Below are 16,257 nucleotides of genomic sequence, written 5' to 3' on the forward strand. Positions count from 1 at the left end.
ATTGAGCCTTTTTGTAAAGTTAGCGCAAATTTTGCTGCCATTCGGTGGGTGACACACCAAACCATAGCTTAAAGCGACGACTAAAAATCGACAGCTCCGCATAGCCTAAACGCAGTGCTAAGTCGGTCATATTGATATGCTTTTGTTGTAATAGTCGCATTGCCTCTGACTTTCTAACTTCGTCCAACAATTGCCGATAACTGGTGTTATGCTCAGTTAATATACGTTGCAGCTTTTTGGGGTGTAGCCCAACACTTTTGGCGGTATTTTCTTTATTGCACTCACCGGTTGCTAGCAACATTTTCATCGCACCTTCTATTTGCAGCATTTCATCGGGGAGTTTATTAAGGCGTTGCAGCTCAAGTTGATCCGCTATTAAGGTGTCTAAAATGGCATCATTGAGCTGGGGTTTAAAGGATAAAAATGCGCTTGAAAAATAAATCGCATCTACGTCACTGTTAAACTCAACTTCACAATTAAGCACTTTATTAAATAATGGCCGCTGTTTCACCGCCACAGATTGGCGTAAACACACTTTATCGGCGCGCCATTTCGGGCCAACTAATTCTTTTAATATTTTATTGACCAAACACACTGCCAACTGAGATTTTTGCTCAAACTCGTGTTTTTCGTCAGAGAGTCGGACAAAACGGACCTCACAACTTGTTTGCCCAAGCAGTGCAAGGTTAAGCACAATGCCTTCGGCATGCAGGTATATGTATTTTTGGGCAACATTAAGGGCATCAAGAATCGTAGGCTGGCGCGACATGTAAGCACCAATTAAGCCCACAGTACTCATACTTTGTGATGCGCCAAGCTTTAAGCCAAAACATGGCTCATCACACGCTTGGGCAGCAAGTTCAAGTAGTTCAAGGTAATGAGCGTAAACAACAAAGCTGTCTGGGTCGCGTAACTGTGCGGGTAAAATACCTGCTTTCTCCAACAAAGTAATTGGATTTACACCATATTGCCTCACTAAATTCTCAAACCCAGCTAAACTAGAAGAGCGAATTAAACTTTCCACGCAGTGTGCCTTTTGTCCTAAAGAGTCATTTCAGTGTCCTAAAAAGTCAAATCAACTGCAAGCGATTTATTTATGCTAGAACAAACTCTGACAAACAGAACATACAGAACATACAGATGAACATTGCCACTAAACCAGTAAGCATCGATAGCATTTTAATGACCGACTTAGTCGCGCAGCGCAGCCATGCCAAAGCAGCAGGTATTGAAAACTACCAGCAAAGACGTGAACACTTACTTGCGTTAAAAGCCATGATTACTGAGAACCAAGCACGTATTATCGAGGCCATTAATCAAGACTATGGGAATCGCTCTCGCCATGAAACCTTACTTGCCGAAATCATTAATGCCTGTGCAGATATCAATAGCACGTTAAAGCACCTTAAAAAGTGGATGAAAGTGCAAAAGCGACATGTTGATCACCGTATGTATTTAGGGGCAAAGAACCGAGTTATTCCCCAGCCGCTTGGTGTTGTAGGGTTAATTGTGCCGTGGAATTTCCCGATAAACTTAGCCTTTAGTCAATTAGCCGCAGCATTTGCAGCAGGTAATAAGGCGATGGTTAAAATGTCTGAAAACTCACGGCATTTAAGCGCGCTTTTAGGCGAGCTAGTGGGCAATTATTTTAAGCCCGAAAAGCTGCAATTTTACTGTGAGACTGGTGAAGTAGGCATCGCCTTTTCAAAGCTTCCCTTTGATCATTTAATGTTCACAGGCTCAGGTGAAACCGGCAAAAAAGTGATGGCTGCAGCGGCGCAAAACCTAACGCCTGTAACCCTTGAGTTAGGAGGTAAATCTCCTGCTGTGATTGCTACTGATTACCCGATGCAAAAAGCTGTTGAGCGCATCATGTATGTAAAGCAAATGAACGCTGGGCAAATTTGTACCAATGTTGATTATGTATTTGTGCATCAGTCTCAACTTGCGCTGTTTATCGATACAGCCACACGCTGGGCAAAAAAGCATGTACCAGATATTCATAGCCAAGATTACACAGCCATTATTGATGACCGCGCATTTAAACGCCTTACAACCTGTATTGAAGAAGCCAAACAACTCGGCGCTGACGTTATTACTCTCAGCGATCAAGTTGCAGATGCCAACACGCGAAAACTGCCACTGACATTAATTTTAAACAGCAATGACAGTATGAGCATTGATACCCGCGAGACATTTGGACCTATTTTAATGGTAAAAACCTATCAAGACTCGCAGCAAGTCGTTGATTATATTGCAGGGCGAGATAGGCCTTTAGCGTTTTACCCGTTTAGCTACAACAAACAGCTTATTAACTTTTATATTGAGCAGGTGATGTCGGGGGGTGTAAGCGTTAACGATGCCCTGTTTCATGTTGGTCAGCACGACTTACCTTTTGGTGGCGTAGGTGCCAGTGGTATGGGGCATTACCATGGCTATGAAGGCTTTTTAACCTTTTCAAAATTACGCCCGGTGTTTTATCAAGCCAAGTTTTCGAGCGTGAAATTTTTAATGCCGCCTTACGGCAGATTTGCCGATAAGCTTTTAGCCTTTTTAAGTAAATTAAATTCATAATAATAAACACCAACAGGTGATAATAATGCAGCAACACACATTTGATTTTGACCAAATTATTATAGGCTCTGGTTTTGGCGGCTCTGTGAGTGCGCTCGCCTAAGCGAAAAAGGCAACCGAGTTTTAGTACTCGAAAAAGGCCTACGCCGCGACGATAAAGAATTTCCAAAGACCAACCTAGATATCAAAAATTATATGTGGCAGCCAGAAATTGGCCTTAAAGGCTGCATTCAATTTTCGTTTACCAGTAAAGTCACTGTGCTGCATGGTGTGGGTGTGGGTGGTGGCTCACAAATTTATGCCAATGTGCACCTTATTCCTGATGATGAAGTGTTTCAATCTCCAGCGTGGACACGCATAAAATCAGACTGGAAAGAAAGCCTAATGCCCTACTATGGCCTTGCACAACGCATGTTAGGCAGTGCCAAAAATACCTATACCAATGTTGCCGATCACACACTAAAAGAGATTGCAGAACAGATGGGGCAAGGTGACTCGTTCAAAACCGTGAATACCGGGGTGCTTTTTGCAAAACCCGGCGAAGCCTATAACAAAGAGCTACCCGACCCATACTTTAATGGCGATGGTCCAAGACGAAATACCTGCCATTACTGTGGTAGCTGCATGATTGGTTGTCGCCATAATGCCAAAAACACCTTAATGAAAAACTATCTGTACTTTGCCGAACGCAATGGCGTAGAGATAAGACCCAGCTCTGAAGTAATCAAAATCACCCCGCTCAATGCAGATGGCAGCGCCGGATACAAAATTAAGATTAAAGATACCAGTCATCGCAATAGCCATGTTTATACGCTAACAGCACGTGGCGTTGTGCTAAGCGCAGGGGTCATGGGCACCGTGCCTTTGCTTTTAAAAATGCGCGATAAAGACAAAACATTGCCCAATATTTCAGCTTGGCTAGGTCAGCAAATTCGCACTAATTCAGAAACCCTCACCACCGCGAACAACACTACTAAAAAAGTTGATGATGGTGTTGCGATCAGCTCATTTATTTCGGTCGACAAAGACACCAATATTGAAATTTGCCGGTTTAGAGAAGGCGCCGATGGCACATGGCTATATTTACCTTACGTTCCTATGGTGACTGGAAAAGGCCTCAAGCGTATTGCTAAGTTTTTAGTGAATACACTGCGCCATCCAATAAAAACAGCCAAAGTCTTGCGGCCAAAAGGTAAAGCCCGCAGCTCAATCCTCTTTTTGGTGATGCAAAAATCAGAGGCGTTTATTCACCTTGAATGGCGACGTAAATGGTATCGATTATTTAAAAACGGCATTACTGCGGTGCAAAAAGACAATGACACGCCGCTTAGTGTTAGTTTTCCAAAAGCAGAAGAAGCAACCAAACTCTACGCCGAAAAACTCGGTGGCGTGCCGGGCTCTGCCTTATCTGAAGTGCTCTTTGGTGCCCCGATGACGGCGCATATAATGAGTGGAGTCGCCATGGGGACTGATGCTTCTAACGGCGTAGTTGATAGCTCAGGAGAAGTGTTCGGCTATCAAAACTTGCGTGTTATTGACGGCTCAATCATACCGGGTAATTTAGGGGTAAACCCATCATTAACCATTACCGCATTGTCTGAATACGCGATGAGCCAAGTACCGGTATTCGATGCAGCCCGAGCAAGCAAGATAAAGCCAATACAATTTAGTGAACCACGCGAAGGCCTAGTATCAGCGCTGACTGGTTCAGGTGATTTAGCAAAATCGATTGCTGAAAAACAAAAAAGCCGTGCATAAAGCACGGCCTATTTTGACCAATAGCGATTAGATCACTGATAATTCTACAGCAATGTTACCGCGCGTTGCGTTTGAGTATGGGCATACTTCGTGCGCTTTATTAACCAGTGCAAGAGCGGTGTCTTTATCAAGATCACCTACAGATACCGCAAGCTTAACAGCAATACCAAAACCACCTTCGATAGGTCCAATTGATACTTCAGAGTTAATATGAGTATCAGCTGGTAATTTAATTTTTGCCTGGCCAGCCACTAACTTTAATGCGCCGATAAAACAAGCCGCGTAACCTGCTGCAAATAACTGCTCAGGGTTTGTACCTTGACCATCATCACCACCTAGCCCTTTTGGTGTTGATAGTGCCACATCTAAACGACCATCATCTGATTTTGCTGTACCTTCACGGCCACCTGTTGCTGTTGCTTTTGCTGTGTATGCGATACTTTGTAGTTCTTTCATGATTACTCTCCTAATTGAGTGAAAATATATTTTGCATGCAAAATATATTAGATCAGCTTTTTCGGGATTGCAAATACTTTGCATGCAAATTAAAATACTCGTATTGAATTTTGAGGATCGTGCATGAAATACCCACAACTACAATTAGATAACCAGCTATGCCACCGCTTATATATGGCGTCGAATGGGATTGCCCGTGCGTATCGAGATTCTCTCAACCAATTAGATTTAACCTACCCGCAATACGTAGTGATGATGGCGCTGTGGGAAAAAGATCAGATCAGCATTGCTGAATTACTTGAAAAAACCGCCATTGATGGCGGTGCGATGACGCAAATTTTGAAAAAAATGAGCGATAAAGCATTGTTGTCGATCACCAAAGATAGCCAAGATAAACGCAAACGACTCGTGCAGCTCGAAGCCAAAGGCAAGGCGATGCAAGATCAAGCCGCCGATATACCGTCGCAAATTCGTTGTCGCTTCCCAAGCATTAACGAACAACAAGCACTGCAACTGATTGAGTTACTCGATTTAGTAAATAGTGATCTTAATTAACAAAAATTATTTGAAAGTGAATTTAGATTACACCGCTTTTTAATAAAACTAGATGCGCTATAGTGTTTAAAACTCATCAATACGGACACCATCATGAAAGCATTTGGATACACAACAGCAACCCCGACCTTGTCGGACTCATCATTACAAGCGATTGAATTACCTGATCCCGTTGCGACAGGTCACGACATTCTTGTCGCCGTAGAAGCAATTTCAGTAAACCCCGTTGATACTAAAATTCGCGCGAATGTGTCACCAGACACTGGCTACAAAGTTATTGGCTGGGATGCAGTGGGGACGGTTAAAGCTGTTGGCGACAAGGTTTCGTTATTTAATGTCGGTGATCGTGTGTTTTATGCTGGCGACTTAACGCGCCAAGGTAGTAATGCTGAGCTGCAACTTGTTGATGAACGCATTGTCGGTCTTGCACCAACAAGCCTGAGTAATAGTGAAGCAGCCGCCCTGCCATTAACCAGTATTACTGCGTGGGAGTTATTGTTTGACCGTTTACAAATTGAAAAATCTAAAAACAATAAGCCAGCCTCTGTATTAGTGATAGGTGCCGCAGGTGGTGTAGGCTCAATTTTAGTGCAGCTTGCCAAACAGCTTACCAATTTAACCGTAGTTGGTACCGCCGCACGAGAAGAAAGCGCCAACTGGCTTAAAGACTTAGGTGTTGATCATGTGCTTGATCATAGTAAAAACCTGAACGAGCAACGTCTTGCGGCCGACCTGAATGAATTTGATTACGTAGTGAGCTTAACGCACACCGACCAACATCTAGATAGCATTATGGAAGTGATCAAGCCACAAGGTAAACTGGCACTGATCGACGACCCTGCAAGCTTTGATATTTTAAAGTTAAAGCGTAAAAGTATTTCGCTGCATTGGGAGTTTATGTATACCCGCTCAATGTTCCAAACCGAGGATATGATTGCCCAGCATCAGCTTCTTACAGAGCTCGCGACCTTAGTTGATAGCGGCACAATCAAAACAACATTGGGTGAGCATTTAGGTAAGATAAACGTAGCAAACCTTATTAAAGCCCATGGGATTTTAGAATCTCATAAAGCTCGCGGAAAGCTTGTGCTGGAAGGGTTTGAGTGACGAGAAACGAGTTGCGAGATACGAGGGGAAAGTTAGCGAGATTAAAGCTACGAGAGGAAAGTTAGCGAGAGTAAAGTTTCGAGAGTAAAGTTAGCGAGAGTAAAGTTGCTAGTTGCTAGTTGCTAGTTGCTAGTTGCTAGTTGCTAGTTGCTAGTCAGTATTAGCCTAAAATCAAATTAGCGCTGAGAGTTTAGCGCTAATTTGCTAATTATTTTCAGGTATATTCTCGATAAGTTCTTTAATTGATAGCTCACCTACCGTTTGATTTGTGTCAAGTTGAAACGATAGTGCTGATTGGAAGAAAATGTTAATCCCTAAAATGAAAAACAAAGCTGGAATTACCATGTATAAAAATACACCAACTTTTCCGCCATCAAACTCTTCTTTTATAATTTTATTGAACAACCGAGTATTAATATAAAAAAGATATAGCGAAAGACCGTACAAGCAGGCTGAAGTAGCTCTATGAATTACATTAAAATATTCGACAGAGCTAACATAGAACAAACTTTTGGTAGCTAAGAAAAAGACTAATCCACAGAGACCAAAATTCCTGATGGTATCAAAAATATCTTTAACTTTTACCTTATCATCATCCCATCTACTCATACCAATTCCTTGTGCATACTTTAAATATAGGAGCAAAACTTCAATTACGATTATCAGTCACAAACATCATATAGTTAACATCACAAATCAACAATAACAGTTTCATGGGCAATACAAGCACGCATCATTAAAGTGCATTACAGCACTTACCTTTCACTATTTTAGTGCCTGATTTTAAGGAAGCCCTAACCATCAAACATTAACCGATTGATTTTTAATGCATTTAAATTTAATAAAGGTTTGGCACAGATCTTCCAATAGTGAGTATGAACTGGCACTAACAAGGAGACTAACGTGACTAACTTCTTTCACACTCTTTATCTACTTTGGCGATTAGACATCAGCACATGGCATATGCATGAAGCAAACGATCCGCATAATGTTGCTGATTTGGAGCGTCGCTATGTTAAATAATGACCCCGCATTTATTGAAGCGCTTAAAAAAATTTCGGTTCATCAACTGACAATCACTGAAGCGTCTGAGCAGTACGACATTCCTAAGCGTGTGTTATACAAAGCCGCACGACAGCAACAAGTTAAACAGAACAAACAAAAAGCGTATTTAATTGCCACTCAGAAGCGCCTTCAACAAAGTCTACGTAATGTAGAAATGGAGTTAGCTAGCTTCAGCTAAATAACTTCTGTATGGTTAAAATACACGCACAATAATGATGGATTAAGTATGCACGCAGTAGAAGTAAACTTTGATGGCTTAGTGGGGCCTACTCACAATTACGCGGGATTATCGTATGGCAATGTCGCTTCACTAAGTCACGCCTCTTCGCATTCGAACCCCAAAGAGGCCGTGCTACAAGGCCTTGAAAAAATGAAGGCAATGCACGAGTTAGGGCTAGAACAAGGTATTTTTGCACCCCATGCTCGCCCCGACATTAATGTGTTAAAGCGTTTAGGCTTTTCAGGCAGCGATAGTCAAATTATTGAAAAAGCATTTAAAGCCGACCCTGTTTTACTGCGAGCTTGTTACAGTGCATCGGCCATGTGGACAGCCAATGCTGGCACTATTTCGCCTTCAGTCGATACGCTTGATGGCAAAGTGCACTTTACGGCTGCTAACTTAAATAACAAATTTCACCGCTCGCTAGAGCCCGTTACAACTACGGCTTTATTAAAAGCCATGTTTAACGATGAGCGTTACTTTAGCCATCATTCGCACTTACCTGATCAAGGTTTTTTTGGTGATGAAGGCGCCGCAAATCATAATAGATTATGCGACAGCCATGCAGATGCAGGGCTTGAGATCTTTGTTTATGGTGCAAGTAGTTTTAATAGCGCCTTACCAAAACCCGTGAAATTTCCTGCAAGACAATCTCTTGAAGCTTCGCAAGCAATTGCCCGTCTACATCAGCTAAAACCAGAAAATCAGTTATTTATTCAACAAAACCCTGATGTGATAGACCAAGGTGTATTCCATAACGATGTAATCGCTGTGGCCAATGGCAATGTACTTTTATGCCACGAACAAGCGTTTTTGCATCAAGCTGATACGCTAAAACAGATTAAACAAGCTTACCTAGGCAACAAGCCGCTACATATTATTGAAGTGCCAACCAATAAAGTGAGCATTACAGATGCTGTAGGCAGCTATTTATTTAATAGCCAATTAATTACCTTAAGTGATGACAGCATGATGCTGGTTGCACCTAAAGAATGTCAGCGTAATCAAGCTGTTCACGATTACATTCAAGAAATGATTTTGGCAGATAACCCAGTTCAGCAAGTGCGCTTTTTTGACTTGCGCCAAAGCATGCAAAATGGCGGTGGCCCTGCTTGTTTGCGCTTGCGTGTTGCACTCAATACTGACGAACTAGCCGCGGTCAATCCGGGTGTACGATTCAGCGAAGAAAAATATACCCAACTAGTGAGTTGGGCGAATAAGCATTACCGTGACTCGTTAAGTAGTGACGACTTTGCCGATCCAATGCTTTTAACCGAAAGCTATCAAGCACTTGATGAGTTAACCAACTTACTTAATTTAGGCTCTGTGTATCCATTTCAACAAGAATAAATAATGAAAATTAAAGCTGTACACTCTATTAAAGGGGTGTCTAAATCTCTCAATAGTTTACTGATTGATAGCGTTGCCAGTGGCGCATCAATCGGCTTTATTGCCCCGCTATCATTACAGTCAGCACATGACTACTGGCAAGGGGTCGATGGCGATTTAGCAACGCCTTACCGTAGGCTTTATCTTGCCCTTGATGGTGATACGGTGATTGGCTCCGTGCAGCTTTCTTTGTGCGCTAAAGCCAATGGCGCTCACCGCGGCGAGGTAGAAAAGCTCATGGTACACAGCGAATATCAAGGCCAAGGAATTGCAAAACAATTGATGAATAGCCTAGAAACCGACGCCCGTATCTTAGGTATTCAATTATTGGTACTTGATACCCGCCAAGGTGACACTGCTTCATATTTGTATCGAAAACTCGATTATATTGAAGCTGGCACTATTCCTAGGTTTGCGAAAAGTTCCTCCGGTGAATTTGACGCAACGGTGTATTTTTATAAGCAAGTTGCCTAGATCTGCTTTTATAGCCAATTGATATAATCATAAAGTCGACTAATAAAAATCTTTAAACGTACTAAACTAGTACTGCGGATTTTTATTAGGAGCGATAAATGGCGCTATCAATACAGCAACGGGTACTCTTTCTAGCCCTACTTCCCCCCCTACTCATTGCAATAATGCTGACACTCTACAACTATGTGCAATCAAAACACAGTGGTGCACAAACCGTTGAAAGTTTTGCCACACAAATGGAAAACGACCGAAAGGCCGAAGTCAGTAACTATCAAAAAATTGCCATGAGTTCGATTGCTCATCTCATCGCGCAAGATGATGGCTCTAATACTGAACAGCTACAAAACCAAGCAAAAAGCATCTTACGTAATTTGCGTTTTGATGATGCTGGCGATACAGGCTATGTATTTGTTTATGATGTAAAAGGTGTCAACATTGCTCATGGCGTTAATGCCTCACTTGAGGGTAAAAACCTTTATGATTTTAAAGATCCTAATGGGGTTTATTTGATACGAGAGCTGATTGATGCTGCGAAGAAAGGCGGTGGCTATGTGCAATATTCTTGGAAAAATACCAATGGCAGTGTGAACCCTAAACTCGGTTATGCCGCTTTACTACCAAAATGGAATTGGGTGCTAGGAACCGGTTTTTGGATCAGTGGCCTTGAACAACAAGTTGCAGTAACAGAACAACGGGTTAATGAAGGTATCGATAATGCCTTTATAAACACCATTATCGCTTCAGTATTTGCAGTTGCAATTACCGCAGCAATTGCAGTGGTGGTATCACGCAGTATTACCAGCCCTCTGCACACAACCGTACTAGCAATGAACGATATATCACAAGGTGATGGCGATTTAACCCAACGTTTAATGGTGAAACGAGATGATGAACTTGGCAAGCTTGGCAGCTCGTTTAACCGCTTTGCCGATGACGTTGGTAAGATGGTTATTGATATACGCCAATCATCGCAATCGATGAATCAAGCGTCACACAAACTCAACGAGCTACTTGCTAACATGCACGCAGGTATTAATCGCCAACATGAAGAAAGTGAACAAGTTGCGACCGCAATAAACGAAATGTCGGCGGCGTCAATGGAAGTTGCTCGTAGTGCCCAAGAGGCCTCAACCGCTGCTGAACATGCCGATCATTTAGTTAAGCAAGCTAACAACCAATTACTCATTGCCATAAAGGTGATTAATGGCCTCGCCAAGCAAGTTGATGAAGGGGCGAATGCGGTCGATCAGCTTAATCAACAATCGAGTCAAATAGGCAGTGTGCTTGATGTGATCAGAAACATTGCTGAGCAAACGAATCTATTGGCATTGAACGCGGCAATTGAATCTGCCCGAGCTGGTGAAGCGGGTCGTGGTTTTGCGGTGGTAGCTGATGAAGTGCGAACGCTTGCAAAACGCACGCAAGATAGTACTCATGAAATAGAGGCTATGATTGAGCAAGTACAGCAAGGAACAACAACTGTAAATAGCATTATGCAATCAATTAAATCAGGCAGTGCAACCAGTGTTAATGAGGCGGGCGAAGTCGAAAAAGCGCTAAATGAAGTACTGCTTTCGGTTAACACCATCACATCACAAAATGCACAAATTGCCACAGCCGCTGAAGAGCAAACATCAGTGTCTGAAGCGATTAATCAAAACATGACGACCATTGTCGATATTGCTAACAAAACCGCTAATGATACCGATGTAGCCACATCGTACATGCACGAGCTGTCAGACACGGCAACGCAATTAGAACAAAATGTAAGTCGCTATAAAACCTAATATTTAGCGCGATTGTTAGGCAGGCGAATACGCCTGCTTAACAAAAATCATTGGTCTTTTGTAAATTCTTTAACCAATCGAACAAATCATTATCGTAGCGCTTTAGACGTTGTTGATGTTTGTCATTAAGGCTATAAAAAGGCGCAATACAAATATACTTCTCGCCCATAATAAGTACTAAGCGCAAACCAAAAAATGAGTAATGGTGAATAAACTGCACTTGTCTTGCATGCATATGACGGCATTGTCCAAATAAATTACGGTAATGCACACCATGACGACACACCGTTAAATTGCGCTTTGAATTAAAAACAAGTAGCGCTAATAACATCGTAACCGCACAAGCTAAAAAGCTAAAAAGTAAGCTGCTTACTTCTGATGAGCTATTAATAAATCCCACAAATAAGATTACGTTAATTGCACCTAGCAGTGCCAAACTCCTCAACTCAAAGCGCTTTTCTAAATCAATGACCTTCATTTTTGTTCCTAGATTTTTATTTTTTGCGATGGTGTCAGCAAAATGTGGAAGAAAAATGGATTTGCTTAAAAGCACGCTAAATTTGCATTTATATTTTTTGTGACTTTCAGGTTGTTACATAAAAGGTACAAAGGTGTTAATCGAAACTTATCATTAGCAATTCAAGTTACATTAAGTTTTAGTGACTAAACTATTAGGGAATTTTTAGAACACAAAGGGAAGAAATGATGAACTTTAAAACTACATTACTTAGCAGCGCCGTTTTATTTGCACTTGTTGGTTGTGGCTCAGATGACGACAAGAATGATACGGTTGATCCTCAGCCGCAAACTGCACAGTTCACATTAGGTGTGTCTGATGCACCAGTGACAGGTTTAAAAGCTGTTAATGTTGTGTTTGATTCAATCACATTGAAAACCCAAGGTGGTGAAGAGTTCACTTTTGAGACCCGTGAAGATGATGATGAAACCATGCCTGAAATGGTTAACTTATTAGACTACACAGGTGATGATGTATTTTCTTTATTAGAAGATGAAGAAGTACCTGCTGGCGAATATCAATGGATCCGTGCAGATGTGATCAATGGTGACACAAACGATTTAACCATGACTTCGCATGTTGTATACGAAGATGACAGCATTGCACCACTGGTTGTTAAACGTAAAGGCAACGATGGTATCGGTGAAATCCAACTTGATGGTTTTACCCTTAACCAAGCTGGTAACGAGTTTGTTATTGAGTTTGACCTTAAAAAGTCATTAGTTGATCCACAAAATAGTGATGAGATCTTCTTAAAACCACGCGGTGTTCGCTTAGAAAACCTTGCTGAATCTGAAGATATCGAAGGCACTGTAAGCGATGTACTTATCGCTAACTGTGAAACTGATAATATCGATATCGCACTAGAAGATGGTTCATTCGGTCATGCTGTTTACTTATATAGCAGCGATGTTGAAATGCCAATGGACAACTATGAAGTTAACGAAGATGAAACACCATTAGATGCACCTCTTGCAACGGCGGATGTTGTTTTCGATAGCGAAGATAACCAATACGAATTTGAACTTGCGTTCATTCAACCTGGTGATTATCAACTTGCTTATACCTGTGCAGCACATATCGATGACGTAGAAACGCAAGACGAAGCATTTACGCTTTATCAAGTAAAACCAATTACAGTTACATCGGGTGAAGACTTAGACGTGTCTTTCACTGTTTCTGAATAATATTGGAATCAATACCCCATTAAAAAGCCCGCATTGCGGGCTTTTTGTTGTTTATAGTGTATCGTAACGAATAATTACTTCGGATATTTGATCCACCACTTTATCTGCACCTGTTTTAATGTCTTCCATTATCATGCTGACTTCTTCAACATTTTGCTGAGACTCACCAGACAGTGTTTCTATTTCTTCGATAAGAGCCGTCATTTTTGCTGCGATCTCTTGCGTCTTTCCAATAAGGCCTGATATTTCGCTGGTCGACACAGAAGTACGTTGCGATAAATTTCTAACCTCATCGGCAACCACCGCAAAACCGCGACCATGCTCCCCGGCTCTGGCAGCTTCTATCGCTGCATTTAAGGCGAGTAAGTTTGTTTGCTCTGCGATGCTATTAATGGTTGTTACAATTTCACCTATTTGTGATGACTGCTGTGCTAACACATCTGACAGTTCACGGGTTTGATGAACCTGCTCGCTCACTTTTTTTGATGACGCAACACTGCTTAAAATTCGTTGCTGACCATTTGTCACGACTTGCGAGGTTTCTTCCGACGTGTGTCCGGCATTTTCTGCTGCATGTTTCACTTCTTCGGTGCTGTTCACTCTAGCGGTGACATCAGATGCAAACTTAATGATCTGTGTCACTTTACCCTGTTTATTAAAAATAGGGTTATAGGTTGCCTCTAAATAAAGCGGGCTGCCATCACGTTTTTTACGAGAAAATTGCCCAGAAAAAATGCGCCCGTTCGCCAGCTCTTGCCAAAAGTTGGGGTTCTTTTGATAAAAGTCGTCATAACAAAACATTTTATGATGCTGACCTTGGATTTCAGCGAGACTGTAACCCACAACATTTAAGAAATTATCATTCGCAGAAATAATATGACCATCCGGCGTAAAGCGGATCATTGCAGTGCTTTTATTAACGGCATCATAAATTGCCGACATTTCATCAAGTTTTTCGACTTCTTTGGTTATTTCTGAAGCAAACTTAATTGCACAGCGTACCTTGCCATCATCACCGCGTACCGGAAAATAGGTTGCACGCAGCCAAATGGCTTCGCCTGCCCCATTAACTCGCGAGAAAACCCCATACTTGGCTTGGCCTTTAGCGATATCTTGCCAAAACGTTTGATACTCTTTTGAACTGCTATATTCAGGCGCACAAAACTTACGATGATGCTGACCAATAATATCGCCAGCTTGCACTTTCATTGTTTTGCAAAACAAATCATTAGCTTCGAGAACAGTTCCATCTGGTGTGAATTCGATATAAGCAATATTTTCTCTGATCCCAGCTAAATATTGCTGACTTCTATCAACATCATGCTGCAACGCATCAATGAGTTGATCTTTATTTTTACTAAACCACATTGAAACACCAGTCATTAAGGTACTTAGCTAAAGTTTAGCCCAGCAGAGCGAGGAATAAAATTACAAAATAATTCTTTTTTCTTAATGATTAGCAGCTTAACCTATAGATAGCTTTTACACTAAAGCGCTTTCCTCTTAAAGAATGGCCAAATATATAATATTATAAGCCTTCCCCAAACAGCCTAGGCTTTGTTATGACATCGCGTATTCTCAAATCGATTTTTTACTCATCTTTTCTATTAGGCTCTGCTGTATTTCTGCAAGGCTGCCAAGAACAACCTCAATCAGATCAAATCGCCGTCACTGGCGGGCTTATCCAAGGGCAAAAAGAAGGGCGTTTTATTGCCTATAAAGGTATTCCGTATGCAGCAGCTCCGGTGGGAGAGTTACGCTGGCGAGCACCGCAACCTGTGCCTAAGTGGCAAGATGTAAAAGTACTTAACGATTACGCGCCTGACTGTATGCAAAAGCCGTTTGCAGCCGACGCTGCACCGCTTACAACAACCCCTTCGGAAGATTGCCTTTATTTAAATGTGTTTAAACCCACTAAACACAGCGATACTCCTTATCCCGTTGTGGTATGGATACACGGGGGTGGCTTTGTAAATGGTGGCGCATCACCCGCTGTTTACTCGGGTGAAAGCTTTGCTAAACAAGGGGTTATTTTTGTTAGCTTTAATTATCGCCTAGGCCGATTTGGCTTTTTTGCGCACCCAGCTCTTAGTCGTTTTGAGAACGATGCACTGGGCAATTACGCTTTAATGGATCAAATCGCGGCTCTAGAGTGGGTGAAACAAAATATAGCTCAATTTGGTGGTGATGCTGCAAAAGTGACACTCATGGGTGAATCTGCAGGAGGCGCATCGGTACATGCGATGATGCAAACCCCTGCTGCAAATGGCTTATTCCAGCAAGCGATTATTATGTCAGCGGGAGGACGAGAACTATTTAAGCAGTTACCACTTAATAGTGATGATGACACCGTGTTAAGCGCCGAAAAAATTGGCGAAAACTTTGCCAAACAACACACCATTTTAGGCAGTGATGAAAATGCCCTTGCTGCACTACGTGAGTTATCTGCCGAAGAGGTGGTTGATAACCTAAATTTGAGCACATTAAATCGACAAAATGATGTTGAACCTACGTACGTTGGCGGGCCAATTATTGATGGCACCATCATCAATTCGGCGACAGAAGCGCGCTTGAGTAAAGGCACGTTTAGCCATGTTGCGACCATGGTCGGTACAACAGATATGGATTTAGGCTTTGCTAATTTTGCTTCTAAAGAGGCGCTATTCGCAAGTTTTGCTCCGCACAGTACACAAGCAAAAATGACTTACGATGCAAGCGGCGAAACGCCATTGCCTTTACTCAATTACCAAGTTGGTCAAGATGCGTTAATGCAAGAGCCAGCAAAGTTCGTTGCAAAACGTGTGACAGATATGGGTAAGGAAGCCTTTTTGTATCGTTTTGGTTATGTGGCGCAAACCTTAGATAAACCCGGTGCAGAGCACGCCAGCGAAATTCCATACTTTTTTAATACTGTGGCTGCTAAATATGGACACGTTACCACTGAGCAAGATAAGCAAGCCGCTAAAATAATGCACCGTTATGTGACCAATTTTATTAAATTAGGCACACCAAATGGTCCAGGGTTACCTACTTGGCAAGCATATAAAAATGATGAATCTTTTATACTGCAAATGAATAAATCAGGGACTGCAGAGTTTTTACCGGACCCCTTACAAGCGCGGTTAAACATCACAGCAACCAAAGCTGAAAAGTAATAATTAAATAAGG

15 protein-coding genes are annotated in these 16,257 nt (G+C 42.0%); 10 read left to right on the forward strand and 5 right to left on the reverse strand.

Translation table 11 applies throughout. The features are described from left to right. Positions 1-19: 19 nt before the first annotated feature. Positions 20-1,024 (reverse strand): AraC family transcriptional regulator, encoded by a 1,005-nt coding sequence (locus tag C2M33_RS02960; protein WP_105173660.1) that lies wholly within the window; start codon positions 1,022-1,024, stop codon positions 20-22. Positions 1,025-1,140: 116 nt separating this feature from the next. Here C2M33_RS02960 and C2M33_RS02965 point away from each other — a divergent pair, with 116 nt between their 5' ends. Together C2M33_RS02965 and C2M33_RS02970 are read left to right on the forward strand one after the other, a co-directional pair. Beyond that, positions 1,141-2,574: a coniferyl aldehyde dehydrogenase gene (locus C2M33_RS02965; RefSeq protein WP_105173661.1), complete on the forward strand. Its 1,434-nt coding sequence runs from the start codon at positions 1,141-1,143 to the stop codon at positions 2,572-2,574. A gap of 195 nt (positions 2,575-2,769) precedes the next feature. Then, positions 2,770-4,332, forward strand: coding sequence for a GMC family oxidoreductase (locus C2M33_RS02970; RefSeq protein WP_233999083.1), 1,563 nt, complete (start codon positions 2,770-2,772; stop codon positions 4,330-4,332). A gap of 27 nt (positions 4,333-4,359) precedes the next feature. Here the strand turns inward: C2M33_RS02970 and C2M33_RS02975 are convergent, their stop codons facing one another. Beyond that, positions 4,360-4,788 (reverse strand): organic hydroperoxide resistance protein, encoded by a 429-nt coding sequence (locus C2M33_RS02975; RefSeq protein WP_063704391.1) that lies wholly within the window; start codon positions 4,786-4,788, stop codon positions 4,360-4,362. Between the two features lie 123 nt (positions 4,789-4,911). Between C2M33_RS02975 and C2M33_RS02980 the strand changes: the two genes are divergently transcribed. After that, complete coding sequence (locus C2M33_RS02980; RefSeq protein ID WP_105173662.1) at positions 4,912-5,343, forward strand: MarR family winged helix-turn-helix transcriptional regulator; 432 nt, start codon at positions 4,912-4,914, stop codon at positions 5,341-5,343. Between the two features lie 93 nt (positions 5,344-5,436). Next, entirely contained in the window at positions 5,437-6,450 is a 1,014-nt protein-coding gene (locus C2M33_RS02985) for a zinc-binding alcohol dehydrogenase family protein (RefSeq protein WP_105173663.1), read from the forward strand. 204 nt (positions 6,451-6,654) lie between these two features. Here the strand turns inward: C2M33_RS02985 and C2M33_RS02990 are convergent, their stop codons facing one another. Beyond that, positions 6,655-7,059 carry a hypothetical protein gene (locus C2M33_RS02990; RefSeq protein WP_105173664.1) on the reverse strand — a complete coding sequence of 135 codons (405 nt, stop codon included), beginning with the start codon at positions 7,057-7,059 and terminating at the stop codon, positions 6,655-6,657. Positions 7,060-7,462: 403 nt separating this feature from the next. Here C2M33_RS02990 and C2M33_RS02995 point away from each other — a divergent pair, with 403 nt between their 5' ends. The 4 genes from C2M33_RS02995 (at position 7,463) to C2M33_RS03010 (ending at position 11,385) form a co-directional block, all read left to right on the forward strand. Further along, the gene (locus tag C2M33_RS02995; RefSeq protein WP_054562555.1) at positions 7,463-7,693 is read left to right on the forward strand and encodes a helix-turn-helix domain-containing protein; all 231 of its coding nucleotides are present in this window, start codon (positions 7,463-7,465) and stop codon (positions 7,691-7,693) included. A 48-nt stretch (positions 7,694-7,741) separates the two neighbouring features. Continuing rightward, positions 7,742-9,085 carry an N-succinylarginine dihydrolase gene (gene astB / locus C2M33_RS03000; RefSeq protein ID WP_105173665.1) on the forward strand — a complete coding sequence of 448 codons (1,344 nt, stop codon included), beginning with the start codon at positions 7,742-7,744 and terminating at the stop codon, positions 9,083-9,085. A 3-nt stretch (positions 9,086-9,088) separates the two neighbouring features. Then, positions 9,089-9,598 (forward strand): GNAT family N-acetyltransferase, encoded by a 510-nt coding sequence (locus C2M33_RS03005; protein ID WP_063704383.1) that lies wholly within the window; start codon positions 9,089-9,091, stop codon positions 9,596-9,598. 98 nt (positions 9,599-9,696) lie between these two features. Further along, positions 9,697-11,385 (forward strand): methyl-accepting chemotaxis protein, encoded by a 1,689-nt coding sequence (locus C2M33_RS03010; RefSeq protein ID WP_105173666.1) that lies wholly within the window; start codon positions 9,697-9,699, stop codon positions 11,383-11,385. Positions 11,386-11,422: 37 nt separating this feature from the next. On the opposite strand, the gene C2M33_RS03015 is transcribed toward C2M33_RS03010, so the two are convergent. Next, positions 11,423-11,863: a hypothetical protein gene (locus C2M33_RS03015; protein WP_105173667.1), complete on the reverse strand. Its 441-nt coding sequence runs from the start codon at positions 11,861-11,863 to the stop codon at positions 11,423-11,425. A 227-nt stretch (positions 11,864-12,090) separates the two neighbouring features. Here C2M33_RS03015 and C2M33_RS03020 point away from each other — a divergent pair, with 227 nt between their 5' ends. Further along, positions 12,091-13,089, forward strand: coding sequence for a DUF4382 domain-containing protein (locus C2M33_RS03020; protein WP_063704372.1), 999 nt, complete (start codon positions 12,091-12,093; stop codon positions 13,087-13,089). 51 nt (positions 13,090-13,140) lie between these two features. Here C2M33_RS03020 and C2M33_RS21450 read toward each other — a convergent pair whose 3' ends face one another. Next, positions 13,141-14,472, reverse strand: coding sequence for a methyl-accepting chemotaxis protein (locus tag C2M33_RS21450; RefSeq protein WP_105173668.1), 1,332 nt, complete (start codon positions 14,470-14,472; stop codon positions 13,141-13,143). Positions 14,473-14,651: 179 nt separating this feature from the next. Here C2M33_RS21450 and C2M33_RS03030 point away from each other — a divergent pair, with 179 nt between their 5' ends. Beyond that, entirely contained in the window at positions 14,652-16,244 is a 1,593-nt protein-coding gene (locus C2M33_RS03030) for a carboxylesterase/lipase family protein (RefSeq protein WP_105173669.1), read from the forward strand. Positions 16,245-16,257 lie beyond the last annotated feature (13 nt).

The organism is Pseudoalteromonas sp. T1lg122, assembly GCF_002964825.1.
Lineage (GTDB): Bacteria > Pseudomonadota > Gammaproteobacteria > Enterobacterales > Alteromonadaceae > Pseudoalteromonas > Pseudoalteromonas gelatinilytica.